This is a genomic window from Streptomyces sp. NBC_01320, assembly GCF_035974375.1.
GTDB lineage: Bacteria > Actinomycetota > Actinomycetes > Streptomycetales > Streptomycetaceae > Streptomyces > Streptomyces yanii.
Window position 1 is genome coordinate 2458263 of the sequence record NZ_CP108390.1, and the last position, 24233, is coordinate 2482495.

A 24233-nucleotide genomic window follows, 5' to 3' on the forward strand; every position below is an offset into this window, starting at 1 on the left:
CCATCGTGGTGCACATGAGTTTCCTCGCACTGTCGGTGCTGCTGTCACTGGTCTCCGCGGTCGCATACGCGGCCGGGGCAATCGTCCAGGAGCGCGTCGCCACGGCCGGAGACGGCCGCTCGCTCACCCCACTGCGCAACCGCGTGTGGTGGGTGGCGGTGGCGTTGAACGGTGTGGGTGCGGTGCTGCACGTGCTGGCACTGGCGTACGGCCCCCTCAGCCTGGTGCAGCCGCTCGGTGCGCTGACCATCGTCTTCGCCCTGCCGATGGCTGCCCTCTTCGTGCGCCGCCGGGCCGGGGCGACTGCCTGGCGCGGCGCGATCATGGCGACGGTCGGCCTGGCGGGCCTGCTCGCGCTCACCGGCAGCGGCGATTCGCACACGCTGGACGGGCCGAAGCAGTTCATGCTCGCGACCGTGACGTTCGGTGCCGTGGCGCTGCTCCTCGTGGTCTCGAGGGGCATGCAGAAGCCGGTGGTACGGAGCGTGGCGCTGGCCGGGGCGGCGGGTGTCGCGTTCGGTATCGCCTCCGTGTTCACGAAGACGGTGGCGATGGGGTGGACGTCGGGTGCGGTGGGGGCGGGGCTGCCCTCACTCCTGGTGATCGCGGCGCTGGCCGGGTCCGGGCTGTTGCTGTCCCAGGCCGCGTACCGGGGCGCCGGCCTCACCGCTCCGCTCGCGACGGTGACCGTCGTGAACCCGGTGATCGCGGCGGCGGTCGGTATCACGCTGTTCGGCGAGGGGTTCCGCCACAGCACGGCGGGCACGGTGCTGGCGCTCGCGTGCGGCGTGGTGGCCGCGGGCGGGCTGATCCTGCTGACGACGGAGCGGATGAGCGCGGAGCAGCGCCAGGAGCAGCGGATCCAGGGGATCGGCGCGGATGTGTCGGAGGTCGATGCCGGGGCTGCCGCGGAGGACATCATCGAGGATGCCGAGGCTGCCGCGGAGAGCGCCGCCGGCTCCGCCGGTGCGGTCGCGCTCGCGGGCGCACCGGCGGTGGATCGGCCGCAGACGGAACCCGCCCGGGTCACACCCGCCGTTTCCGACCCGGCGGCTGCCGAATCCTTCTCGTCGCTGCTCACTCCCCCGGCGACGGTGGCGCTGGGGAGTCGTCGGGCGAGGTGGGTCGAGTTCGGCCCTGCGTCGCGGCCACGCACCGTTTCGGGACGACGCGGTCCGGTGGCCGCCGGACCGGCTGACTCCGCGCAGCTGCCCGGCAGCGTTCAGACGCTGACGCCGCCCGCTCTGAGGTAGGTCACGGGGTCGATGTCGGAGCCGTAGCCGGGGCCGGTGCGAATCTCGAAGTGCAGGTGCGGTCCGGTGACGTTTCCCGTGGAGCCGGAGCGGGCGATGCGCTGACCGCCGCTGATGTGCTGGCCCTCGCGCACATGGAGCGCGGACAGGTGCGCGTACTGGCTGTACTTGCCGTCGCTGTGCCGGATGACGATCTGGTAGCCGTACGCTCCCGCCCAGCCCGCCGACACGACCGTGCCGGAGGCAACCGCCTTGACCGAGGTGCCGGTGGGGACGGGGAAGTCGATGCCCGTGTGATACCCACTGGCCCAGGAACCTGCCTGGTGGTACGAGGTGCCGATGCGGGTCGCCGCCACCGGGGCGGCGAGCCCGGAGTGGTTCTCGGCCCGCTCGGTCTTCCTGGGCTGGGGCTTTGCGGCCTGGCGCGGCTTCGGCTCTGCCGTGCGGTGCGGTTTCGCCGCCTGGTGCTGCGGTTCCGCCTGTTCGTGCTTCGGTTCCGCCTGCCGACGCGGCTTCGTCTTCTGCTGCGGTCCGGTGGACGCGCCCGGCTTGAGGCCTTCCTTCGAAGCGGCCTTCGGGGTCCGGTCCGCGTCCAGGGTGAGCCGCTGGCCGGGGAAGATCAGGTCCGGGTCGTCGCCGACCACCGTGCGGTTGGCCGCGTAGAGATGCTGCCAGCCGCCTCTCACATGTTCGGTCGACGCGATCACGGAGAGCGAGTCGCCCCGCGCAACGGTGTACGCCTCGCGCTTGCCGGGCACCGTGGTCGGCGTGACGGGCGCGGGTGCCTTCTCGGCCTTCGGTTTCGCGTTCTTCGGGGTGGGAGTCCCCTTCGACGAGGTGTCGACGGGACCGCCGGTCCGCTCCGCCTGCGGCTTGACGTCGGGGGCGTCACCGCCCCGTGTCAGGCCCGCCCGGGTGGAGCAGGTCGGCCAGGCACCGGGGCCCTGCGCTTCCAGCACCTTCTCCGCAATGGCTATCTGCTGTTCCCTGGTGGCCAGATCGGCGCGCGGCGCGTAGGCGGTGCCGCCGTAGGCCGCCCAGGTCGACCGGGTGAACTGCAGTCCGCCGAAGTATCCGTTGCCCGAGTTGATGTGCCAGTTGTTGGTGGACTCGCAGGCGGCGACCTTCTCCCAGACATCCGTCGACGCGGCGCCCGCCGAGGCGGCGCTGATGAGCGGGAGCGCGATGCCCGCACCGCCTGCCGTGACCGTCAGCGAGGCACGGTTGATGCGGCTGGGCTGGTATTTGCGGTGCCGTCCGTTCGCGGCCATGACTTGGCTCCCCCACTGGCTGTAGGACACGTCGCAAGCGGTCAACTTATGGGCATACAAAGGGTGATGACAAGAGTTCAGTCGAGAAACCACCTGCCACGCGCGGAACGGGTGCACCTCGGATCACAGTTCATCCGCAGGGGGCGATGCCTGCAGAAGACGCTGGATCCCAGATGTGGGAGAGCGCTCTGTGATGTGGGGCGCCGGCAGAGTGGTGGCGCCGCCCCGGCACATGGAGGCGCCCGCACGGACAAGTCCATGACAGCGAAGGCCCAGCTGTGTCGACCTCGCGCACGAGGACGGCGCGCGGCTCGCCGCCGAACATCTGTCGGCGCGGGGCTGCCGTCGTGTCGCGACGATCAGCGGGCCGCTCGATCTGCCCGCGGGCCAGGATCGGATGGTCAGTCTTCGCAACACGATGGCACGCCTCGGACATCCGCACATCCCCATCGCGGAGGGACGGTTCACGCAGGAGAGCGGCGAGGCCGCGATGGAGCGGCTGCTTGCCGAACACCCTGATGTGGACGGGGTGTTTGCCGCCAATGCCCCGATGGCCATGGGTGCCTGCCATGTCCTGCGGGAGCACGGCAGGATGACCGCCGATTGCGGTGCCCATCGCCCACACGCCTCCGAAAACGGCTCGGCCTGCCGGGACGACAGGCCGGTCCACGAACCTGAGCGCACCGAATACGGGAGGAGCACCTGGCAGCCTGCACCCGGCCGGTCCACAAGGGCGCGCCGCGAGACCTGGCCGCCGGCCTCCAGCAGGTGGGCCACCTGGCCGATGGCTTCCTTATGAGTACACGTCAGCCGCCCGGTGAGCGGCATGCCTCCTGGATCGAGCTCTTCTTCGACCTGGTCGTCGTTGGCGGCGTCCTGCAGCTCTCCCATGGCGATGGGCGGGTTGGCCGTCATGGTCGCAGCCGTGCGGCAGAGGTGCGCACGCCGTCCGCCGCGTCCGCCGGAGCACCTTGCCCTGCAGGTGTTCTCGACGCCGCCGACGGCAACCTGTTGAGCGCCCGGGACGCCGGGGGCTGGTCCTCCGCCACGATGGTCGACGAGGTCTACGGACACGTCGACGTCCACGACCCGGTCTTCGACGCCGCCCTGCAGACGGTCTGAGGTGAGACGAAGTGACGGCGACGTCGATGCTGTCGCAGCATGTGCCCGCACACGGCGGGACCGGCTGGAGGTGCTCAACGCGCCGATCGACGGACCCGAGTTCGACCCGGTGCCGCGCGGCAGGGTGCTGAAGATCCCTCCCGGGTCGCCCGCTCACGCGTCCGTCACGGAAGCCCGCCGGCAACGGAACAGCGCGGTCGCCGACTGAGTCCTCCTGCCGACTCCCGTGTTCCTGAAGGACGGCGCACCTGATGGCCCGTCCGCCGTCCCAGCGGAGGGGCCATCCCATGAGGCCACCCGGATGAGTTACTGCACCGACCGCAATCCGCGGTCACGGCCAAATAGTCTATGGATCATCGCAGTTCAGAGCCGGTTCACGAGCTCCTGCGATCGGTAGACCCGAGTACTACTGGTCGGCGTTCTGCCAGGGGAACGGGGCGAGGTCGGGCTCGACCCAGCCGTTCTTCGCCTGCGGGTCGGCCAGCGTTGCCGGACGGTAGAAGCGGGTCAGCAGGCGCTTGTCGAGCAGCGCGGAGTGGCGGTCGGCGAACGTCGCGAAGTCGCCGTCGTCCGGCCGGGCCGCGTGGTGCCCAACCAGTTCCACCCAGGCGCGACTGACGGTCGCGTGGTACTTCTGGGGCGCGCCCGCGTCACGGGCGATGCGCTGGATGCCGTCGCTGACCAGGCCGACAGCTGCGGGCACGCCGCACCGTCGCACGGCCAGCCACGTCAGGTGGACATGCTCCCGGTGACCGAACCGCTCGGCGGTCGTCATCACTTCGGCCATCAACGTCTCGAAGGTGGGCGCGCTCGGGGTCGGTATCACGGGCTGGTGCGGGGTCATGAGGACACCTCTGTCAGGGCCTGCAGGCCGGTGCGCAGGCCGGCGATCGCGTCGGCGGGCAGGTCGCCGAGCGCGCGGTGCTCCAGGTCGGTGACGGCCTGGCGGATCGTGGTGGCGGCCAGCCGTCCGGAGGATGTGAGCTCGACGAGCACCGCCCGGCGGTCTCCCGGGCGGGTGCCCCGGGTGATGTGGCCGCGCCGTTCCAGGCGGTCCAGCACGCTGGTCAGGGTGGTGGGGCGGGCGCCGACGGCCGCGCCCAGTTCGGACACGGTTCGCCCGCGGCCGTCGGCGAGGTTGGCCAGCGCATTGATCTCGGAGGCGGTCAGGTCCAGGTCGACCAACTCTGCGGCGAGGACCTGGAGGGTGGCGTGGGTGGCCCGCTGGAGCGCCAGCAGGGGTGACCACTCAGATGGCACGGTTTCGGACTTCACAATGTCGGACTACACGATTTCGTATGACCCGCTGCAAAATCGGGCCGCCCCGTCCGTGGCCGGGCCCCGATCGCTCCCAGGGTCGTCATGGAGCCCCGGACGGCCCAGACCGCTGTTCACCGTGATGCGCGGGTTCTTCGTCGAGCTGCGTCATCAGCGTCAGGAGACCCCCCGATCGCCGGCAGCCGGTCGGCGGCCCGGCCGGTCATGCCCGGCCCTCTGTCGCCGACGATCCTGTTCCACACCGAAGATCCGGTTCCACCGGCCCGGTCCGGGCGGCTCCTCACCCGACCGTACGGACGTTCTGCCGCGGCAGCGTGAACAGGCCATGCCCGCGTCCCGTATCCATACTGGTCATCCCGGCATCCTCGACAGATTGCAGGAGCACACAGATGAGCGGCACTGCGCAGATCGGCGTCACTGGACTCGCGGTGATGGGTCGCAATCTCGCCCGGAACTTCGCCCGCAACGGCTTCACGGTCGCGGCGCACAATCGTACGTCCGCAAAGACCGATGCCCTGGTCAAGGACTTCGGCGACGAGGGCACCTTCGTCGCCGCACGCACACCCGCGGAGTTCGTGGCGGCGCTGGAACGGCCGCGTCGGCTGGTCATCATGGTGAAGGCGGGCGATCCGACCGACGCCGTGATCCAGGAGTTCGCCCCGCTGCTCGAGGAGGGCGACGTCATCATCGACGGTGGCAATGCCCACTTCGAGGACACCCGCCGCCGCGAGAAGGAGCTGCGGGAGCGCGGGATCCACTTCGTGGGTGTCGGTATCTCGGGCGGCGAGGAGGGCGCGCTGAACGGGCCGAGCATCATGCCCGGCGGCTCCACCCAGTCGTACGAATCCCTGGGGCCGCTGCTGGAAAAAATCGCCGCAAAGGCGAAGGACGGCACCCCGTGCACCACGCACATCGGCCCCGACGGCGCCGGGCATTTCGTGAAGATGGTCCACAACGGCATCGAGTACGCGGACATGCAGCTGATCGCCGAGGCGTACGACCTGCTGCGTCGGGTGGCCGGCTACTCCCCCGCGCAGATCGCCGAGACATTCCGCAGCTGGAACACCGGGCGCCTCGACTCGTATCTGATCGAGATCACCGCCGAAGTCCTCGCCCACACGGACGAAGCGACGGGGAAGCCCTTCGTCGACATCGTGCAGGACCGCGCCGAGCAGAAGGGCACGGGCCGCTGGACGGTGCAGATCGCCCTGGATCTGGGGGTGCCGGTCTCCGGTATCGCGGAGGCGGTGTTCGCCCGTTCTCTGTCGGGCCACGTGGATCTCCGCGAGGCCGCGCGGGAGTTGCCGGGGCCGTCGGCCGTTCCCCTCACCGGGGCAGGGGCGGCAGCCTTCGCCGACCAGGTCGAACAGGCGCTGTACGCCTCCAAGATCGTCTCCTACACGCAGGGGTTCCACCAGATCCGGGCGGGCAGCGAGGCGTACGACTGGAACATCGATCTCGGTGGGGTGGCGGCGATCTGGCGGGCCGGATGCATCATCCGGGCCGCATTCCTGGACCGGATCCGCGCGGCGTACGACGCGCGCCCCGGGCTGGTGAGCCTCCTCTCCGACCAGCAGTTCTCCGCCGAGATCGGTGCGGCGCAGGACGACTGGCGGACGGTGGTCGCCGAGGCCGCGCGCCAAGGGGTACCGACCCCCGGCTTCGCCGCCGCGCTCTCGTACTACGACGGGGTGCGCGCCGACCGGCTGCCCGCGGCGCTCACACAGGGGCAGCGGGACTTCTTCGGAGCGCACACCTATCGGCGTACCGACCGTGACGGCTCGTTCCACACGCTATGGGGCGGCGACCGGTCGGAGGTCTCCACCGGCTGACGGGGGCGGTCGGTCGCCCGGTCGGGTCACCCCGGGGTGCGGCGGGGCCGTACGTATGCGTAAGTAGCAGCGAGTACCGTCGGCGTCCCGCGCCACCGGGATGCCCCCGCCGAGCCGTCGCCACCACCCACTCGGAGCCTCCGCATGCCCGACGCCGTCCCGGACCCGGCCGCCGCCCAGCCCGTCGTCACGCCGCTGACCACCGCCGCCCTGATCCTGGTCGCCACGATCGAACCCGGTGGTGAGAACGCCGTACGCGACGTGCTGCCGGACCTTGCGGCGTTCGCCCGTTCCATCGACTTCCGGCTGCCGAACGCAGGACTGGCCTGCGTGACCGGGTTCGGCTCGGACGCCTGGGACCGGCTGTTCGCGGGGCCCCGGCCGGCCTCGCTCCATCCGTTCCAGGAGCTGCACGGCGCGCGCCACCACGCCCCCGCCACACCGGGCGATCTGCTGCTCCACGTCCGGGGCGAGCGGATGGACGCGTGTTACGAGTGGGCCGCGCGCCTGCTCGACCGGCTCGGCGGGGCGGTGACGGTCGTCGACGAGACGCAGGGGTTCCGGTACTTCGACCACCGGGACCTGCTCGGTTTCGTCGACGGGACGGAGAACCCGATCGGCGCCGGAGCACGGACGGCGGCGCTCGTGGGCCCCGCAGCCGACCCCGCCTTCGCAGGCGGCAGTTATGTCATCGTCCAGAAGTACCTCCACGACCTGGCGTCCTGGAACACGCTGAGCACCGAGGAGCAGGAGCGTGTCATCGGCCGCACCAAGCAGGACGACGTCGAGCTGCCCGACGACGTCAAACCCCCCAACTCCCATGTCGCGTTGAACACCCTCACCGCGCCGGACGGTACCGCGCGCGAGATCCTGCGCGCCAACATGCCGTTCGGCAGTTTCGAACAGGGCGATTTCGGCACGTACTTCATCGGTTATGCCGCCGATCCGGACGTGACCGAACAGATGCTCCGCAATATGTTCCTCGGAAATCCGCCGGGCACGTACGACCGCATTCTCGACTTCTCAACCGCCGTCACCGGCACCCTCTTCTACGCCCCCAGCGCCGACTTCTTCGACGCCCCGCCGCCGTCCCCCTTCCTGTCCGGGACCGAGTCCCTGTCGCAACCTGCGTCCGCGCCGGTGGCACGGATCACGGTTCCGGCGGATGCGCGGGACGGTTCGCTGCATATCGGCAGCCTGCAAGAAAGCGCCCAGTGATGAACAACCTCCACCGAGAGCTCGCCCCCGTCACGGAAGCCGCCTGGGACCAGATCGAGGAGGAGGCCCGACGCACCTTCAGCCGTCACCTGGCGGGCCGCCGCGTCATCGATGTGACGGATCCGGAGGGACCGTCGTTCTCGGCGGTCGGTGACGGGCATCTGCGGGACATCGACCCGCCGACGCCGGATGTCATCGCCCGGGCCCGTACCTCGGTGCCGGTGATCGAGTGGCGGGTGCCGTTCACGGTGACCCGGGCCGCGGTGGACGATGTCGAGCGCGGCTCCGACGACAGTGACTGGCAGCCCGTCAAGGACGCCGCCCGGACCTGTGCGTTCGCCGAGGACATGGCCGTCATCGACGGGTATGCGGCGGCCGGGATCACCGGCCTGCGCGACGGTTCCTCGCACGCTCCGCTGCCGCTGCCCGCCGATGCACGCGACTATCCGGCCACGGTGAGCCAGGCGCTGACCCAGCTGCGGCTGGCCGGTGTGGACGGGCCGTACCGGCTGCTGCTCGGCGCCGATGCGTTCACCGAGGCGACCGAGACGTCCGACCACGGCTATCCGGTGGCCACGCATCTCGCTCGGCTGCTGGACGACCAGATCCTCTGGGCGCCCGCCGTCGCCGGCGGTGTGCTGCTGTCCACCCGCGGTGGCGATTTCGAACTGCGCCTGGGCCAGGATCTGTCCATCGGCTATCGGGACCACGACGCGACGCACATCCGGCTCTACTTCCACCAGTCGTTCACGTTCCGGATGCTGACGCCGGAAGCCGTGGTCCCGATCATCGCCTGACGGCCGGGGCCGGGTCCGGGGCTGCCGCCTACCGGTGCCCGGCCGCCTCGACGGTCCAGGTGAGCGTGTCGGTGGCCAGGGCGCGGACCGCGGGGTCGCGGATGGCGTCCGTACGGTCCACGGCCTCGGCGGTCACCCAGTGGCCGCGGCCGTCCGCGCGCACGCCGAGCGAGGCCGGGGTGACGGCGGTGCGGCCGCGGGCGGAGACCTTCTCGACACCGTCGACGTACCAGCGCAGATCCGTCCGCGCGAGACCGTCCGCCGGGCCGGACCCGTGTCCTTGGCCACCGGTGCTTCCCAGGCCGGCGAGGGTGACCCGGATCCGCTTGCCGTGCGTGATCGCGGCGCTCGTGTCGAGGGTGCTGCTCAGTGCGTTGCCCGCGCGGTAGAACCCGGCGATCATCGCCTCGCGTCCCGGCAGGTTGAACTCGGTGCTGGACAGCTCACGCATGAGCGAGGTCGAGGTCGGCCGGTAGATGCCGAGCGGATAGTAGGCGCTGCCTTCGTACGTGCCGACCGTCGAACCCGTCGGGTCGCTCTCGCCCAGCCAGCGGTACCACTTGGCGCGCCTCTCGGCGAGCTGCGCGGGGGTGTATGTGGTGGAGTTGGGTCCGTCGGTCTCGCCGCCGGTCCAGGTGCCGTACGAGGGGTACGTGTACTCGTCGTCCAGGAGGCCCACCGAGTGGCCGATCTCATGAACGGCGATCATGCTCGACTTGGAGTTGTCGGAGGAGAGCGTGGATACGCCCCCGAAGGGGTAGCCCTCGGCCTGCAGACCGGAGTAGCCCGCGCCGCCGTACTTGGTGGAGTTGGCGATGACGACGACGAGGTCGGCGGCGGGCGCCTCGGCCGCGTAAGAGGCCACCTTGTCGATGTCGGCACAGACGAGGCGCTCGATGTCCCCGCACCAGAAGTAGCTGGAGAGCGCGGTGTCCTTGACGATGCCGGCGCCGGGGTCGCCGCTGATGCCGGACTCGTTGGAGACGGCGTCGACGGTCCAGACGTTGAACAGCTCCCGGTAGCTCCGGTACGGCTCGACGGCGGTGATGTCGGCCCACTTGGCCGTGGCATCCGCGTGGAAATCGGCCTGCTGGTCGGCCGTGTAGCCGTCACCGATGATCACGACGTCGAGCCGGTCGTCGGTCGAGCCGGTCACTTGCTGCCTGCCGACCGCACCGTCCAAAGCGGCCTCGGCGGCGTTCTGGGACTCGCCCGCTTTCCGGCCGCTCTTCCTGGGTGCGGTGGCCGGGACCTCGACGGTCTTCCCGGCGCCTCCCGGTTCCGGGAAGTACTCCACGCGATGGCTGCCCTTGCCGTCGCCCCCGGTCGGGGCGGCCGCCGCGGGGGCGGCAGCGGCAGCGGTCGCTGCGAGCAGGCCGGCAACGGCAAGCGCCGCCACCGATCCGGTGGTTCGGCGCGTGGCCGGGCGTATGCGCATGTACAACTCCTTGAGGGGCTCCGACGTCGAGCGGACGCGCAACGGCGTGCGCTCAGCTGCTAATCAGCGAATTAAATCGACTTAGGTTGACGCTTAACCTAGGGGTGGAAGGAGCACGGAACAAGACCCGGAAACCGAGCGCTCGGTGATCGAATCCGGTCAATCGCCGCTCATGGAGCCCGAATCGGGCACCCCTCGCCGACCGGACACCGGGCGTACTCGTGCCATCGGCCGGTCGCTCGTATGCTCGGTTCCCATGACGAGGCGCGACGTGCCCGAGCCGGGGCGGGAGCCGCACTCCGGGGTCACGCTCCGCGAGATCCTGGCCTTCGACGACAGCGGCACACTCCGCCTGTTGCTCGCGCCCGCCGACCACGTCGTCGGCGTCCGCGGTGTGGCCGTCGGTGACGAAGGGCAGGCACAGTCACTCGACCGGCGAATCGTGCTGGCCGTCGGCCCGCCGGCCTCCTCCGCCTCCGCGGCGGGCCCGGTCCGTGAGGCCGCCCGGCGCGGCGCCTGCGCCGTCGTGCTCCGCGACACGGAAGGGGTTCCCGCGGCGCCCGAAGCACTGGCCGCCGCCGAGGAGTCGGGCATCGCCCTGCTCGCCCGTGCGGCCTGGGCCGACTGGACCGACACCGCGACCCTGCTGCGTTCCGCGCTCTCCTACGCCGAGGCGGTCCGGACCGGGGAGACGGCCACCACGGGGGACACCTCAGCCGGCGGGCTGGCAGCCCTCGCCTCGGCCATCGCCGAGAACACCGGGGGCTCCATCACCATCGAGGACACCCGCTTCCGGGTGCTGGCCCACTCCGCCACCCGCCCCGAGGCCGACGGGGTCCGCCGGTCCACGATTCTCGGCGGCAGGGTTCCCCAGTGGCGGGTCGCCGAACTCCGGCGCAGCGGAATCCTCCGTGCCCTGTGGACCTCCCGGGACGTCATCCACCGGGCCGCCGAAGGCGACAGCCCCGAGCGTCTGATCATCGCGGTCCGCAGCGGCTCCGAAGTCCTCGGCTCCATCTGGGCGGCCAGGGACGGGAGCGCGCTCTCCGCGCAAGCAGCGGATGCGCTGCGGCGCGGAGCGGAGGCCGCCGCCCCACACCTGGTGCAGCACCGGCTGCGCGAGAGCGGGGCCGTGCGCCGGAGGAACCATGCGCTGAGCGGCCTGCTGTACGGGCGTGGGGACCGGCGCACCCACGCCTGGTCGCTGGGGCTGCCACCGGACGCGCCGTGCGCGGTCCTGGTGGCCGAACGCGACGGCGCGGCAGGGGCGTCGGCCGACCGCGTCCTGGATGTACTCGCCCTGCAGGCATCCTCGTACCACCCCTCGGCGCGCGTGCTGCGCGAGAGGGACCGACTGCTGGTGCTGCTGCCCGTCGAGCGCGGCGAGGACAGGGAAGTGCTGCGTCTTGCACGTGAGTTGGACGCACTCGCCGTGTCGATGCCCGGCTCCGCCCCGGTCCGGGTCGGGGCGGGTCCCGTCGTGCCCACCGCCCTGCGGGCCGCCGCCTCCTGCGAGGAGGCGGCGCTGGTCGTACGGGTGCTGCGCAACCGCGCCGCGGACGGCGGGGGGCCTGAGCCCCTGCGGTACGCCGGGGCGGCCGAAATCGGTGCCTCCCTGGACGTCCTGCGGGTCCTGGACGCCGTACGGCCGGTCTGGGAAGCGGGCAGCGGGCCGGTGCACGACCTCGTACGGTCCGACCTGGCGACCGGGGGCGAGCTGGTCCGCTCACTCGCCGCCTACTTCGACGCGTCGGGCGACGTCGGCCGGGCCGCCCGGAAGCTCGTCCTGCACCCCAACACCCTGCGGTACCGGCTGCGCCGCGCCCGGGAGCGGTACGGCGTCGATCTCGACGACCCCGACACCCGGCTGCTCATCACCCTCGCCGTCCGGCTGAGCGGCTAGGTTTGTCCCTGATTCGTACGGTCGTTGGCCCTGCGGCCAAGGTCCGGCGCCGATCCTGTTCTGCTCGACAGAGACCTGTGGGGCCCCCATCACCGACTCTCGCCGTATGCCTCTCACCACGCCCGCTCCGGGCCCTTCGTCCTCCGCGCGTGTCGCCGCCGCGGTCCGCCACGCCGTCGGCACCGGGCTGCTCGGCGAGGGCCGGCCCGTCGCCGGGTTCATCGACACCGACGGGGTGCGCGACTCGGTCGCCGCCCTCCATGGCGCGTTCACCGACACGCCCGCCACCGTGCTGCACACCTTCGCCGCCAAGGCCGCGTCCCTCGTCCCCGTGCTGAGACTGCTCGCCGACTGCGGCATGGGATGCGAGGTCGCCAGCCCCGGTGAGATGAGACTCGCCCTCGACGCCGGTTTCGCACCCTCGACGATCGTCCTCGACTCCCCCGCCAAGACGCGCGACGAGATCCGTCAGGCGCTCGCGCTCGGTGTGGCACTCAATGCCGACGGCCTCGACGAGGTGCGGCGCATCGACTCGCTCCGGCCCCGGAGTTCGGTCTCCGTCATCGGGCTGCGCATCAACCCACAGGTGGGCGGGGGCTCCATCAGCGCGATGAGCACTGCGACACCGACTTCCAAGTTCGGCGTGGCACTGCACGACCCCGGCGCGCGCGAGAGTGTCGTCCGGGCATTCGCCGAACACTCCTGGCTGACCCGCCTGCACGCCCATGTCGGCTCCCAGGGCTGTTCGTTGGACCTGATCGCGACCGGGGTCGCGGAGACGTACCGACTCGCCGAGGAGATCAACGAGACCCTCGGTGCCCGGCAGGTCACCAGCATCGACCTCGGCGGCGGACTGCCCGTCAACTTCGAGGACGACTCCGTACGGCCCACTTTTTCCGCCTATGTGGCGGTGCTGCGCGCAGCGGCGCCGGGGCTCTTCGACGGCCGGTACGGGCTGGTCACGGAGTTCGGCCGGTCACTGCTCGCGAAGAACGGCTTCATCGGGGCGCTGGTGGAGTACACGAAGGACGCGGGCTCCCGGCGTATCGCGCTCACCCACGCGGGCGCGCAGATCGCCACCCGTACCGTCTTCATGCCCGAGTCCTGGCCGCTGCGGGTCGGGGCGTTCGACGCCGAGGGGCGCCCCAAGGACGGTCCGTCGCTGGTCCAGGACATCGCGGGACCGTGCTGTTTCGCCGGGGACGTCGTCGCGCACGCCAGAGAACTGCCGGAACTGCGGGAGGGCGACTTCGTCGTGCTGTACGACACCGGCGCGTACTACTTCTCGACCCCCTGGTCGTACAACAGTCTGCCGAGGCCCGCCGTATACGGTTTCAGCACGGCCGGCGCCGGAAGCGACAGCTCGGGCGAGGAGACCGTGCGATTCGCGCCGGTGCGTGACGCCCAGTCGCTGGAGTCGATCGCCGAGGAGAGCGGGGCGGGACACGCCGACTCCCTCCTCGGAATCGGCCCCCATCACACCGAGTAGCCGTCCGGCCCTGACTCGTCATCCGGCGGGGTGGGGCGTGGGCTCCGGCTCCGGTACCGGTTCAGGGTTGGGCGACGGCGGCTGGGGAATCGGGTCCGGCGACGGACCGGGCGGCACCGGACCGGGCGGCACCGGACCGGGTACCGGCGGGGCAGGTGTCGGCTCCGGCAGCGGCGAGGGCGGTCCGGGCATAGGTCCGGGTGTCGGCGCCGGCGGCACGGGGTCGGGATACGGGTTGGTCATCTCGGGCTCCAAAAATGCGGGTGGATCTCCCGTCCACCGTCTCCCGGAGCAGCTGCCCGCGCCTGCCGAGACCATACGTACGGGTTCCGTGCCACCGGACGAGAACCCGTACGGCGGGTCAGTGCGCCGCCGCGGCCGCGGCGGCGAGCCCGGGCCGGGGACTGGAGAGGACCGGGATCCGCGTGACCGTCCGGGTGACGGCATCGGCCATGGACGCCTGGGCCAGCACGATCGCATCGGCGTCCGCCACCCGGTCGGCGGCAGCGGCCACCAGCTCCAGATAGCCGTCACGGTCGCCGGCTTCGAACCGCGCCCATGCCCCCTCGACCAGCACCGTACGGATGTCCGCGGCCCGATCACCCGCCTCCTCGGCCAGCAGGGCCAGGGTCGGTGCCAGGGTGTCCGCAAGCGCGGCGAGGACCACGACGCGGCCGCGGCCGACGGCGTCCGCCGCCATCGGCCGGTCGACCCGCAGGACAGGGACGCCGAGCGCCGCCGCGGCGGACTCGGCGACCCCGCCGATCGTCGAACAGGTACAGAGCACGGCGCTCGCGCCTTCGGCGACGGCGCCCGCGAGCAGGGCCTGGATCTCCCCCTGCACCGCTTCGGGCCCCGCATCCCGGGCTCGGGCGAGCAGATCCTCGTACACGAGGTGGCGCAGGGCGAGACCGGGGTGATCGGTGTCGCGCAGCGCCTCGAAGACCGGGACGTGGACCGGGGAGGTGTGCAGAAGCGCGAGTGTCCCGGGCATCAGGACAGCTCCGGGTGGGTCTTCAGCTGTTCCTTCGCCCGCTCCACCAGCTCGGCCGGGGCCACGGGGGCCCGGTCGGCGTGGTTCTGGGCCCACTTCGCCGCGTACGCGCAGAGCGGGACGACAGGCACGCCCTCGCGGTCCGCCATGGCGTAGAACTCCTGGACCAGGGCTCCGGCGTAGCCCTTGCCCCTGTGCTCCGGTTCGACGACGGTGTGCACGGCGACGAGTGCCGCGGGGGCGCCGTCCATCACGAAATATGCGATGACTCCGGCGGCCACGTCGTCGACGAGACCGAGCAGATTGCCGTTCTCCCGGTCGTCGAAGAATTCGAGCGCGGTGTTCTCAGCCATGACGGGGACTCCCTGGCAGTGGAACGGTCAGTTGGTGGCGGGCACGGCGTACGGGCTGCGCTCGGTGGCGGCGCCCGGCACAGGCGCGGAGGCGTCGGCGCCGAGCGCGACGATCCGGTTGTCCGCGTCGACGTGGACGATGCTCGGGGTCAGCGTGCGGGCCTCGGCGTCGTCGACCTGCGCGTAGCTGATCAGGATCACGAGGTCGCCGGGGTGGACGAGGTGGGCGGCGGCGCCATTGATACCGATGACGCCGGAGCCGCGTTCGCCCTCGATGACGTACGTCTCCAGTCGGGCACCGTTGTCGATGTCGACGATGTGCACGAGCTCGCCGGGCAGAAGGTCCGCGGCCTCCATGAGCGCGGCATCCACGGTGACGGAACCGACGTAGTGCAGGTCGGCCTGAGTCACGGTGGCACGATGGATCTTGGACTTGAACATGGTACGCATCATCGAGGCGCTCCCGGGTCTAAGCTCCCTGCCTGCATTTTTGCGGGTCAAGGGCGGTTTCCTTACCCTACAAGCAGTCGCGCATCCGGTCGGCTTCCCCCGGGTTCCCAAGGACTGACGCTGACCAATTGCCGACCTTTCTGACGCACCATCAGGTGGGGTCGGAGGTCATCCGCGGACTACCGGCGTCCGTCCCACCGCGACGACGGCGCCGGCCTACGCGACCACCGGGACAGGGCGATCGTGCCGCTCGTAGGTGGCGAAGAAGTTGTTCGGCAGTCGGGCCCCGCCCGGGCGCGCGGCTCGGATGCAGCCGCGCTCCTGTGCGCCGACTCTCCCTTGTGCGACGTCGGCCCGGGCGCCCTGAACTACGGCTCCGATCCACGTCAGAGCCGAGGTCATCGGGCCCGGCCATGGGACGATCGCCCATCTGTTCACCCTTCCTGAGACCTGCCCTCGCTGCTCTCCAGGGTGCCGTCGAACGGGTTCGGCTCGTCGGGCATCCTTGGGGTGGGCCAGCGAGACGGTTAAGGGAGCTGTGGTGGACGAGCGCGCGCAGGATTCGCGTGAGGTGGAGACATCCGGGATGTCTCCACAGCTGCGGCTGGATGCACTGCTGGAGGACCTGCAGCAGCAGGTGACGCAGGTTCGGGGGGCCCGGGACCGGGTCCACACGTTGCTGGAAGCGGTGTTGGCGGTCGGCTCCGACCTGGACCTGGAGGTGGTGCTGCACCGCATCGTGGAGTCGGCGGTCACCCTGGTCGACGCCCGATACGGGGCGCTCGGCGTCCTGGGCGAGGAAGGCACGATCAAGCAGTTCGTCACGGTCGGCATGGACGAGAAGGCCATCGCCCGGATCGGTCACTACCCGCGCGGCGAGGGCATCCTCGGGCAGCTCATCCGTCACCCGGAACCGCTGCGCCTGGCGAACCTGGCCCAGCATCCGGCGTCCGTCGGCTTCCCGTCCGGGCATCCGCCGATGACCAGCTTCCTCGGCGCCCCCATCCGTGTCCGCGAACAGGTCTTCGGCAACCTGTACCTGACCAACAAGCAGAGCGGAGCGGAGTTCGACACCGACGACGAGGCGGTGCTGCGGACCCTGGCCGCGGCGGCCGGTGTGGCGATCGACAACGCCCGGCTGTACGAGGATGCGGACCGCCGACAGCGGTGGCTGGCGGCCAGCAACGAGCTGACGCGTAGCCTGCTGTCCGGTGCGGAGCCCGCCGCGGTGCTGGAGTCTGTCACGGCCACCGTACGGGAGATGGCCGGTGCGGACCTGGTCACCTTGGCGGTGCCGGTCGGTGACCGCGGCGAGTTGGTCATCGAGGCCGCCTCGGGAGCGTTGGCCGAGGAGGTCCGCGGGCTGATGCTGCCCGCCGCGGCGCTGGCTGCGAAGGTCTTCACGTCCGGGGAGAGGATCGCCAGTGATGCCGTGAGCGCCGACCCGCGCGCCGAGGGCGGCAGCGCCTCGGTGGTGGAGCTGGGGCCGGCGTTCTTCGTACCGCTCGGCACCCGGGAGCACGTCCGCGGGGTGCTGCAGGTGGCGAACGTACCGGGCAGCGCTTTCTTCACGGACGCCGTTGTCGACATGGTCACCGGGTTCGGCAACCAGGCTGCGTTGGCCTTGGACGTCGCTGAGCACCGGCGGGACACGGAGCACATGCTTGTGCTCAATGACCGTGACAGGATTGCCCGAGACCTGCATGACCTGGTCATCCAGCGGCTGTTCGCCGGCGCGCTGTCGCTGCAGTCCACGCTGGGCCGAGTGGCCGACCGGCCGCAGGTCGGCGAGCGGATCCAGCGGGTTGTGAACGACCTGGATGACACCATCAAGATCATCCGTTCCACCATCTACGGCCTGCACGCGCACGATCAGACCCGTCGCGGCAGCGGGCTGCGCGCCCAGCTGGTGGCGGCCACTGAACGGGCCACCGAATCGCTTGCCTTTGCCCCGGCTCTACGCATGACCGGGTTGCTGGACACGGCCGTGTCCGCCGAACAGGCCGAACAGTTGCTGGCCGTGCTCGGCGAGGCCCTGTCCAACGCCGCTCGGCACGCGCACGCCACCACCGTCGACGTCAGCGTCGATGTCACCGGCGCCGCCCTGCAACTGCGCGTGGCCGACAACGGCCGCGGGATCGACCCGGCGGTCACCCGCCGCAGCGGCCTGGCCAACCTCTGCAGGCGCGCGGAGGAGATGGGCGGAACGTTCAGCCTGTCTTCGAACGAACCGAGTGGCACCGTCGTCGAGTGGGTCGTCCCAATCCTTGAGGATGTGGTTGCGTAGCAGGTCGAGGGTCTCGATCCGGCGCTCCGGCCAGAGCGCAGGCTGAGCGCAGCGACCACCCGGCCCCGTCTCAACGGTGCTGCCCGCATCCGACCACGGATGCGGGCAGCTCACTGCGTCGCCGAACGTCGCCAGCCCTGATTCCCAGTCTTGTGGGCCTTGATTGTGTGCTTCCTGCCGCCTCGGCGGTCGGACGTTTCAGCCCTCGGCGTGGGCCAGCCACAGGTCGGGGCCGAAGACCTCGTAGCGGATACGGCGCGCGGGGATACCGGCCTGGAGCAGTTGGGTGCGGACGGCGCGCATGAAGGGGAGCGAGCCGCACAGGTACACGTCGGCGTCGGCGGGCAGGTCAAGGCCGTCGAGGTCCATCAGGCCCGTGCGGGAACCGGGTTCCTCAGCCGCGTCCTGTTCGTACCAGAACTCTGCCCGCGCATCGGGCAGTTGCTCCACGAGATGGCGGGTGTCGGCACGCAGGGCGTGGTCGGCCGGGGTGCGGTCGGCGTGCAGGACATGGACCGGACGGGCGGAGCCGGTGGCCGCGAGGTGTTCGAGCATGGCGACCATGGGAGTGCAGCCGATGCCGGCGGATGCCAACACGAGCGGGGTGTCGGCGTCGTCGAGGACCACGTCTCCGAACGAGGCTGACAGGGTGAGTTCGCCGCCGGTCCGGACGGTGCGGTGCAGTTGGTTGGAGACCTCGCCCTCCGGTGCCTCGGCAACGCTTGCCACCCGCTTGACGGTGATGCGCCGCAGCCGGTCGCCGGGGGCGTTGGACAGGCTGTACTGGCGGGTCTGGTGGATGCCGTCGGGCATGAGGACCCTGACGCTGACGTACTGGCCGGCGCGGGCCGGAGGCACGGGGCCGTCGTCGGCCGGGCGCAGCAGGAAGGATGCCACCTCCGGGCTCTCCTCCCGCCGCTCCACGACGTTCCATTGCCGCCATGGGTTCCGGGGGTCGACCTGGGCTTCCTGGTAGAGCCGGGCCTCCTGGGCGATGAGGGCGCCGGCCATCAGCCAGTACACCTCGTCCCAGGCGGCGGCCACCTCCGGGGTGACGGCCTCGCCGAGCACGTCGCCGATGGCGCGGAAGAGGTACTTGTGGACGATCGTGTACTGGTCCTCGGTGACGCCGAGTGCGGCGTGCTTGTGCGCGATCCGGGCAAGCAGCGCGTCGGGGCGGGTGTCGGGGACGGCCAGCAGCGCCTGGGCGAAGGACGCGATGGACCCGGCCAGGGCTCGTCGCTGCTCGCCGCTGGCCTGGTTGCCGCGGTTGAACAGCCCGTCCAGCAGCTCGGGCTGCTCGGCGAACATCGTGCCGTAGAAACGCGCTGTGATCTCGTCCAGCGCCCCGCCGACGGCGGGCAGGGTGGCGCGAATGACAGCGGCCGACTCGGGCGAAAGCATGGCTCTCCTTTGCATTGCGGGCACATAGAGGGACGGCGCTCACCGTCACAGCCGCGGTCCGTGACGCGGATCCGACCGGCACATCGATCGTGCCGGTGGCACCGTGATCTCGAATAGGGCCGAACTTCCCTGAGGACAGGGCCCATCGGGCCGGTCCGGTGTGAGGACCGGTGCCTGTAACCGTCAGTCAACTCGCGAGGAAGCCGTGCAGGCAGCGGCCGGATGTCCCTGATCAGGCGCCGACGGTCCCAGCCCGGGCGCCGTGCCACACGGAAGCGTACGACTCAGCCGACGTGCCATGCCTGGGCGATCGACAGTCCAACGTACGTGAGCGGTCAGGCAGTCGGCCGGGACAGGGCACTGCCTGCCTCTGCCCGCACCTTCTCGACCGCTTCCCACTCCTCGGTGCCGAGGTTGGCGAGCGCGGCCGGGAAGACGCCGTCCTGTTCCTTGAGGATGTGGTTGCGCAGCATCGCCATCACCTCCGTCAGGCGGTTGGCCCAGGCCAGGTCAGTGGGCGTGGCGCCGTCGGCGGCCTCGGCCAGAACCGACTCGATGCGGCGGTGCTCGGCCTCCAGAGCGGCGATCTGCTCGGGGAAGTCCCCGGCCATCGCCGGGAACAGGCCGTGCTCCTCGACCTGCGTGTGGGGGCCGAGCACGGTCGCGATCTCGCGGGCGAGCTCTGCCATCCGGGCCACGTCTCCGTCCTGGTGGGCGGGACGGAGGTAGCTGATCAGGCGGACGACCTCATCGTGCTCGCGGGTCAGCTCGGCGATGGACGCCAGGGACTGGCAGCCGCAGTACTCGCACACCGGTGTATCTCCCTGCCCGTTCGAAATCCGTTCGATCCGTCGTTCTCACACCGTGGTGTGCGCGCCGTGGTACCGCCCACGGCCGGCACGCGGAGCCCGGTCACCGCCCTGGACGGCGACCCGGACACCGGTGAGGGTGTAGCCCAGCGCCGCGGCGGCCACAACCGCGAGGAGGACGAGTCCGACCGCATACGACCCGTACTCCCCGTACAGCGAGCCCATCACCAGCGGTGGCACGAAGCCGCCCAGGCCGCCCGCGGCGCCGACCACGCCGGTGACCGAGCCGACCTTGTTCGCCGGGGTCAGCAGGGCCACCAGGGCGAAGGTCGCCCCGCTGCCCGCGCCGAGCGCGCCGGCCATGGCCAGAAAGGCAATGGTTCCCACCGGGGACAGCGACGGGGTGAACGACTGCACCACCGCCCCGGCGGCCACCACGGTCAGCGACGCGGCCAGCACCCGGACCGGGCCGATGCGGTCGGACAACCAGCCGCCGACCGGACGCATCGCCACGGCCAGCGGCACGAACCCAGCCATGCGGTTCGCAGCGTCCGCCTGGGTCAGGCCGTAGCCGGTCTTGAGGTAGGTCGGCAGGTAGACGGAGAAGGCGACGTAGCCGCCGAAGGCCACCGCGTACAGCGCGGACGCCTGCCAGGTGATGCCCAGCCGGGCGGTGGCGGCCAGGCGGCGCCCCAGCGGCTCGGTCGGCACCGTGCGTCCGGGCGCGTCGCGCAGCAGCAGCGCCGCGGCCACGGCATACACGGCAAGCACCGCGGCGGTGATCAGGAAGGGTGTCGACATGCTGTGCGCGTCGACCAGCTTCACGGTGGTCAGGGCGCTGATCGCGGTTCCGCCCATGCCGGCTCCGAAGACACCGATGGCCATGCCGCGCCGCTCGGGCGGGAACCAGGCGTTGACGAAGGGCACGCCGACGGCGAAGGCGGTGCCGCCGATGCCGAGGAAGAGTCCGCCGACCAGCAGGGCGGCGAGGGAGGTGTGTCCGGCCAGGCCGAGGTAGAGGACCGGCACGATGGTGGCCGCCGACACGATCGGGAACATGACCCGGCCACCGAACCGGTCGGTCAGAGCGCCGACCGGGATGCGGCCCAGGAGCCGACCACGACCGGCACCGCCACCAGCAGCGACTGTTGGAACGAAGAGAGGTCGAGGGAGTCCTTGAAGCGCGGACCGAGCGGGCTGAGCAGCGCCCATGCCCAGAAGTTGACGGCGAAACCGATGGTGGCCAGGGCCAGCATCAGCCATGCCTGGCCGGGCACCGGCGCACCCGAGACCGGCCTCTCGCTCTCCGTCGTCGGCTGGTTCATGTTGTCCGTCCCTTCCCTCTCACGTTGGTTCGGTGGCGCGGGGGGCGCACGGGAACCACAGGTTCGCTGCCCCACAGATCGGACGCCTCGCAGCCACTGTCCGCATCCGGGCGGCCGAGCGAGATGGGCCATGGGTCCCTACGGCCGGGCAAAGGGCCCTCAAGGTCAGATCCGACCGCCCGCACCTCCGTGGATCCGTGCCCCGGATCGCCCGCGCGGCTGCACCCCGCTCCTGCCGGGACACAACAAAAGAGGGCCGACCGGCCCTACCCCCTTCCCGGCGCCCACGGGAACGATGACCTGATGTCCCCGAACGACGCCTTTCGCACCCTCGACCGGCAGGAGTGCCTGCGCCTCCTGGCCAAGGTGCCGGTCGGCCGTGTGGTCTACACCCGACAGGCACTGCCCGCGGTCCTCCCCATCAACTTCTCCCTGGACACGGACGCCTCCGTCCTGCTGTGCACATCGCCCGAATCGGACCTCGTACACGCCATCGAGGGCGTCGTAGTCGCCTTCGAGGCGGACGAGTTCGACGCGGCAACCCGGTCCGGCTGGAGCGTGGTCGTCACCGGACGGGCCACCGTGTTGACCGATCCCGCTGAGCACGAGCGGCTGTCGCAGACCGGCCCCAGCTCCTGGATGCCTCTGCGGGACGCGGTGTTCGTACGGATCGAGTCCGAGATGGTCACCGGACGCGAGCTCAGGGGAGCGCTTGGCACGCAGTGAGGCGCCGCCCGCAGCGACCACGGGCTCTGACTCCGGCCGCGCGGACACAGGCGCGTGCCGACGGCGCGGAGTCACTCCGTCGGCCCGGTACCCATATGACCGACCGCCGGCTGCGGCCCTGTCAGGGAACCGGGTCGTGGGACGTCCACAGCAGGCCGTCTGGCGTTCGAGGCGCAGGGCGGACAGCCGTGGCGCGGGTAGCGCACCGATGAGTCCCGCACCGGTGTCCGCCCGGATGCTTCCCGCGGACCCATGGCTGTGATCATCACCGGTAGCGCCACGGTCTGAACAGTCCGGCGGCGGAGCACGAAACGGCTGTCACGGACAGTCCGCGCCCCTGGGTAGCACCAGCGGACACCATGTTCATACGGATCGAGGCGGAGCTCGTCACCCGGCGCGAGCTCGGGGCTGCCTGCGGCGCAGGCTGACGGGCCGTCTTCGCGGCGGACAGGTGCGCCCTGTCCGCCGTGTTCCTTGGACGGCGCCGGAAAAGACCGCGTCCTCAGCTCGTTTCGGTAGCGGTTGCGGGCGGTACTGCGGGACGAACAGCGCAGTGTCCGGGCGCTCGCGGGGTGCGGCCGCCGTCCGGTCCGTAGCCGAATCTGATCAGCAAGTGCGGATGACACCGCTTGTGTCCCGGGAGGGCCGTCGCCACCCGCAGGTCGGGCCATTCCATGGCCTGGTGCAGGAGTGACGTGCGCAGCCCGTGGGCGGTGGCCGTGAGCAGGACGTACTGCAGGGCCTGGCCCGCCCGCAGCCAATCCTCCCGCCGGTCGTGGGACGTCCACAGCAGGGCCACCTGAACGTGGCGTTCGAACCAGAGGGCGGGCAGGCTGAGGGCGGGCAGCGCACCGGTGAAGTCCCGCACCGGCATCCGCGCGGCCGCGTCGGGCGGGCCGAGGGCGGTGACGGGTATCCCGTAGCGGGTGCCTGCTCCCGGGGCGGTGATCCAGGTTCGGGTTTCGGCGGTGCGCTCCGGGTGAGCGTGGTTGCGTGCCTCGGCCGCGGCGGTCACACGCAGCAGCCGCCGTGTTCCGGCGATGTCCGGCACATGCAGGCGTGCGCCGGCGGCGCACGCGGCCGCCGTCATCTCCGCCACGATCGGCTCAGGCACCGGTCGGCCGGTGAACGGCATCCGGCTGGTGTGCCGCCGCGCGATGGCCTCATAGAGGCCAGGGTCCGACGGCTGGTCGTCCGCGCCGAGTCGACCGGTCAGTCGTACGGTGGCCAGCAGCCCTGGTTCGTGCGGATGCGGCAGCAGTCTCACCTCCGGTCGCCAGCCCTGGTGGACGGCGGCGAGCCGGAGGTTGAAGACCGCGGCGCCTGCGGACAGATACTGGGCGCGGTGCATCGGGTCGGTCAGCGGCAGTGTTCGCTCCGGCGCCGAACGGACCTCCAATGCCTGGCTGTCGGGATCCAGGCGGAAGCGCCAGGGCTGTGTGTTGTGGATCGACGGGGCTGCCACGGCCGCCGTCAGGAGCGACTCCACGGTGGCGGCGTCCAGCGGGGCTTGGGTACGCATGATGTCTCCTCTTCTCTTCGTCGTGGCCACGGGTCAGGTGGCGGGCAGGGCGGTGGCCAGCAGGACGACGCCGAGCGAGGCGACGAGGGAGGCGACCGCGAGGATCCGGGCAAGTTCGGAGTGGCCCTTGGCGTGGGCGATGCCGTGGCCGCCCGCGGCGAGCATCGCCACCACGAAGAGGGCGAGTTTGGCCGCCAAGGTACGGCCGTAGCCGGGTTCGGCGAGCGAGGCCCAGGTGACGCCCTTGTGCCAGGCCATGGCCCAACCGGTGGCCAGCTGGGCCGGCAGGAACACCGCCCCGGTCAGCAGGCCGAACCGGCGCCCCGCCGCGGCGGTGAAGCGGTCCTTGGCCTCCGGTGCGAGCAGGTGGCGGGCCAGCGGCAGGATCACCAGGGACAGGGCCAGTTGGCCGCCGACCCACAGGGCGGCGCCGGCCACGTGCACGAACCGCACCAGGGACCACAGGCCGACGGTGTCCATCAGCCGCTCACCTCCACCATGCCCATGGCCCCGGCTTCGGCGTGACGCATGTCGTGGTCGACGAAGGAGTAGTGGCCGACCTCGGGAAAGGTGGTCTCGACGAACCCGCCCTGGGCCGGGCCAGGTCGAGCACCTGCGATCCTCCCCAGTCACCGGGTTTCAGTGGGTAGGCGCCTTCCTTGTACACGGTGGGGTCGGGGCGCTCCTCGATGACCAGGGGCTCGCCGAAGGCTCGTACGACTGCTGCCTTCATGGTCTCTATCTCCCTTTCTGCAGTGGCGC

General features: G+C 71.1%; 22 protein-coding genes and 2 pseudogenes. 11 read left to right on the plus strand and 13 right to left on the minus strand.

Features of this window, described 5'->3' with window-relative positions:
- The first annotated feature begins 5 nt into the window (after nucleotides 1-5).
- Complete coding sequence (locus tag OG395_RS11570; protein ID WP_442818542.1) at nucleotides 6-1253, plus strand: DMT family transporter; 1248 nt, start codon at nucleotides 6-8, stop codon at nucleotides 1251-1253.
- Here OG395_RS11570 and OG395_RS11575 read toward each other — a convergent pair.
- Nucleotides 1223-2524: a transglycosylase family protein gene (locus OG395_RS11575; protein ID WP_327242825.1), complete on the minus strand. Its 1302-nt coding sequence runs from the start codon at nucleotides 2522-2524 to the stop codon at nucleotides 1223-1225. The two genes, OG395_RS11570 and OG395_RS11575, sit on opposite strands and share 31 nt — an antisense overlap.
- 274 nt (nucleotides 2525-2798) lie before the next feature.
- Here OG395_RS11575 and OG395_RS11580 point away from each other — a divergent pair.
- The 3 genes and pseudogenes from OG395_RS11580 to OG395_RS11590 form a co-directional block, all read left to right on the plus strand.
- A pseudogene (locus OG395_RS11580) lies at nucleotides 2799-3116 on the plus strand (substrate-binding domain-containing protein); the annotation flags it as partial.
- Between the two features lie 203 nt (nucleotides 3117-3319).
- Entirely contained in the window at nucleotides 3320-3646 is a 327-nt protein-coding gene (locus tag OG395_RS11585) for a hypothetical protein (RefSeq protein WP_327242826.1), read from the plus strand.
- Between the two features lies 1 nt (nucleotide 3647).
- On the plus strand, nucleotides 3648-3854 hold the full coding sequence (locus tag OG395_RS11590) for a hypothetical protein (protein ID WP_327242827.1): 207 nt from the start codon (nucleotides 3648-3650) through the stop codon (nucleotides 3852-3854).
- 198 nt (nucleotides 3855-4052) lie between these two features.
- On the opposite strand, the gene OG395_RS11595 is transcribed toward OG395_RS11590, so the two are convergent.
- Nucleotides 4053-4490 carry a hypothetical protein gene (locus tag OG395_RS11595; protein WP_327242828.1) on the minus strand — a complete coding sequence of 146 codons (438 nt, stop codon included), beginning with the start codon at nucleotides 4488-4490 and terminating at the stop codon, nucleotides 4053-4055.
- Complete coding sequence (locus OG395_RS11600; RefSeq protein ID WP_327242829.1) at nucleotides 4487-4906, minus strand: MarR family winged helix-turn-helix transcriptional regulator; 420 nt, start codon at nucleotides 4904-4906, stop codon at nucleotides 4487-4489. Before OG395_RS11600 ends, OG395_RS11595 begins: the two co-directional genes overlap by 4 nt.
- Before the next feature lie 407 nt (nucleotides 4907-5313).
- Between OG395_RS11600 and gndA the strand changes: the two genes are divergently transcribed.
- The 3 genes from gndA to OG395_RS11615 all read left to right on the plus strand — a co-directional run bounded on the left by gndA (nucleotide 5314) and on the right by OG395_RS11615 (nucleotide 8771).
- Entirely contained in the window at nucleotides 5314-6756 is a 1443-nt protein-coding gene (gene gndA / locus OG395_RS11605) for an NADP-dependent phosphogluconate dehydrogenase (protein WP_327242830.1), read from the plus strand.
- Nucleotides 6757-6900: 144 nt separating this feature from the next.
- Nucleotides 6901-7974 (plus strand): Dyp-type peroxidase, encoded by a 1074-nt coding sequence (locus OG395_RS11610; protein WP_327242831.1) that lies wholly within the window; start codon nucleotides 6901-6903, stop codon nucleotides 7972-7974.
- Nucleotides 7974-8771 (plus strand): family 1 encapsulin nanocompartment shell protein, encoded by a 798-nt coding sequence (locus OG395_RS11615; protein ID WP_266978310.1) that lies wholly within the window; start codon nucleotides 7974-7976, stop codon nucleotides 8769-8771. Before OG395_RS11610 ends, OG395_RS11615 begins: the two co-directional genes overlap by 1 nt.
- 28 nt (nucleotides 8772-8799) lie before the next feature.
- Here the strand turns inward: OG395_RS11615 and OG395_RS11620 are convergent, their stop codons facing one another.
- Nucleotides 8800-10209: a M64 family metallopeptidase gene (locus OG395_RS11620; protein ID WP_327242832.1), complete on the minus strand. Its 1410-nt coding sequence runs from the start codon at nucleotides 10207-10209 to the stop codon at nucleotides 8800-8802.
- Between the two features lie 256 nt (nucleotides 10210-10465).
- Here OG395_RS11620 and OG395_RS11625 point away from each other — a divergent pair, with 256 nt between their 5' ends.
- Complete coding sequence (locus tag OG395_RS11625; protein ID WP_327242833.1) at nucleotides 10466-12112, plus strand: PucR family transcriptional regulator; 1647 nt, start codon at nucleotides 10466-10468, stop codon at nucleotides 12110-12112.
- 106 nt (nucleotides 12113-12218) lie between these two features.
- On the plus strand, nucleotides 12219-13601 hold the full coding sequence (locus OG395_RS11630; RefSeq protein WP_327242834.1) for a diaminopimelate decarboxylase: 1383 nt from the start codon (nucleotides 12219-12221) through the stop codon (nucleotides 13599-13601).
- A gap of 361 nt (nucleotides 13602-13962) precedes the next feature.
- Here OG395_RS11630 and OG395_RS11635 read toward each other — a convergent pair whose 3' ends face one another.
- From OG395_RS11635 to panD, 3 genes are read right to left on the minus strand one after another with little or no spacing between them, the layout of a single operon-like run.
- The gene (locus OG395_RS11635) at nucleotides 13963-14595 is read right to left on the minus strand and encodes an aspartate/glutamate racemase family protein (RefSeq protein WP_327242835.1); all 633 of its coding nucleotides are present in this window, start codon (nucleotides 14593-14595) and stop codon (nucleotides 13963-13965) included.
- Nucleotides 14595-14948 carry a GNAT family N-acetyltransferase gene (locus OG395_RS11640; RefSeq protein ID WP_327242836.1) on the minus strand — a complete coding sequence of 118 codons (354 nt, stop codon included), beginning with the start codon at nucleotides 14946-14948 and terminating at the stop codon, nucleotides 14595-14597. Before OG395_RS11640 ends, OG395_RS11635 begins: the two co-directional genes overlap by 1 nt.
- Nucleotides 14949-14975: 27 nt before the next feature.
- The gene (gene panD, locus OG395_RS11645) at nucleotides 14976-15401 is read right to left on the minus strand and encodes an aspartate 1-decarboxylase (RefSeq protein WP_327242837.1); all 426 of its coding nucleotides are present in this window, start codon (nucleotides 15399-15401) and stop codon (nucleotides 14976-14978) included.
- Nucleotides 15402-15984: 583 nt separating this feature from the next.
- Between panD and OG395_RS11650 the strand changes: the two genes are divergently transcribed.
- The gene (locus OG395_RS11650) at nucleotides 15985-17685 is read left to right on the plus strand and encodes a sensor histidine kinase (RefSeq protein ID WP_327242838.1); all 1701 of its coding nucleotides are present in this window, start codon (nucleotides 15985-15987) and stop codon (nucleotides 17683-17685) included.
- Nucleotides 17686-17883: 198 nt separating this feature from the next.
- Here the strand turns inward: OG395_RS11650 and OG395_RS11655 are convergent, their stop codons facing one another.
- From OG395_RS11655 to OG395_RS11665, 3 genes and pseudogenes are all read right to left on the minus strand, one after another.
- On the minus strand, nucleotides 17884-19089 hold the full coding sequence (locus tag OG395_RS11655) for a globin domain-containing protein (RefSeq protein ID WP_327242839.1): 1206 nt from the start codon (nucleotides 19087-19089) through the stop codon (nucleotides 17884-17886).
- Between the two features lie 335 nt (nucleotides 19090-19424).
- Nucleotides 19425-19901 (minus strand): hemerythrin domain-containing protein, encoded by a 477-nt coding sequence (locus tag OG395_RS11660; protein WP_327242840.1) that lies wholly within the window; start codon nucleotides 19899-19901, stop codon nucleotides 19425-19427.
- 45 nt (nucleotides 19902-19946) lie between these two features.
- Nucleotides 19947-21223: pseudogene (locus tag OG395_RS11665) on the minus strand (nitrate/nitrite transporter).
- Between the two features lie 303 nt (nucleotides 21224-21526).
- Between OG395_RS11665 and OG395_RS11670 the strand changes: the two are divergent.
- Nucleotides 21527-21949: a pyridoxamine 5'-phosphate oxidase family protein gene (locus OG395_RS11670; RefSeq protein WP_327242841.1), complete on the plus strand. Its 423-nt coding sequence runs from the start codon at nucleotides 21527-21529 to the stop codon at nucleotides 21947-21949.
- Nucleotides 21950-22451: 502 nt separating this feature from the next.
- Here the strand turns inward: OG395_RS11670 and OG395_RS11675 are convergent.
- Genes OG395_RS11675 through OG395_RS11685 form a run of 3 tightly spaced genes read right to left on the minus strand, consistent with a single transcriptional unit; the run spans nucleotide 22452 to nucleotide 24204 of the window.
- Nucleotides 22452-23471: an Acg family FMN-binding oxidoreductase gene (locus tag OG395_RS11675; RefSeq protein WP_327242842.1), complete on the minus strand. Its 1020-nt coding sequence runs from the start codon at nucleotides 23469-23471 to the stop codon at nucleotides 22452-22454.
- A 33-nt stretch (nucleotides 23472-23504) separates the two neighbouring features.
- Complete coding sequence (locus OG395_RS11680; protein WP_327242843.1) at nucleotides 23505-23951, minus strand: hypothetical protein; 447 nt, start codon at nucleotides 23949-23951, stop codon at nucleotides 23505-23507.
- Nucleotides 23952-23958: 7 nt separating this feature from the next.
- Nucleotides 23959-24204: a hypothetical protein gene (locus OG395_RS11685; RefSeq protein WP_327242844.1), complete on the minus strand. Its 246-nt coding sequence runs from the start codon at nucleotides 24202-24204 to the stop codon at nucleotides 23959-23961.
- Nucleotides 24205-24233: the final 29 nt, after the last annotated feature.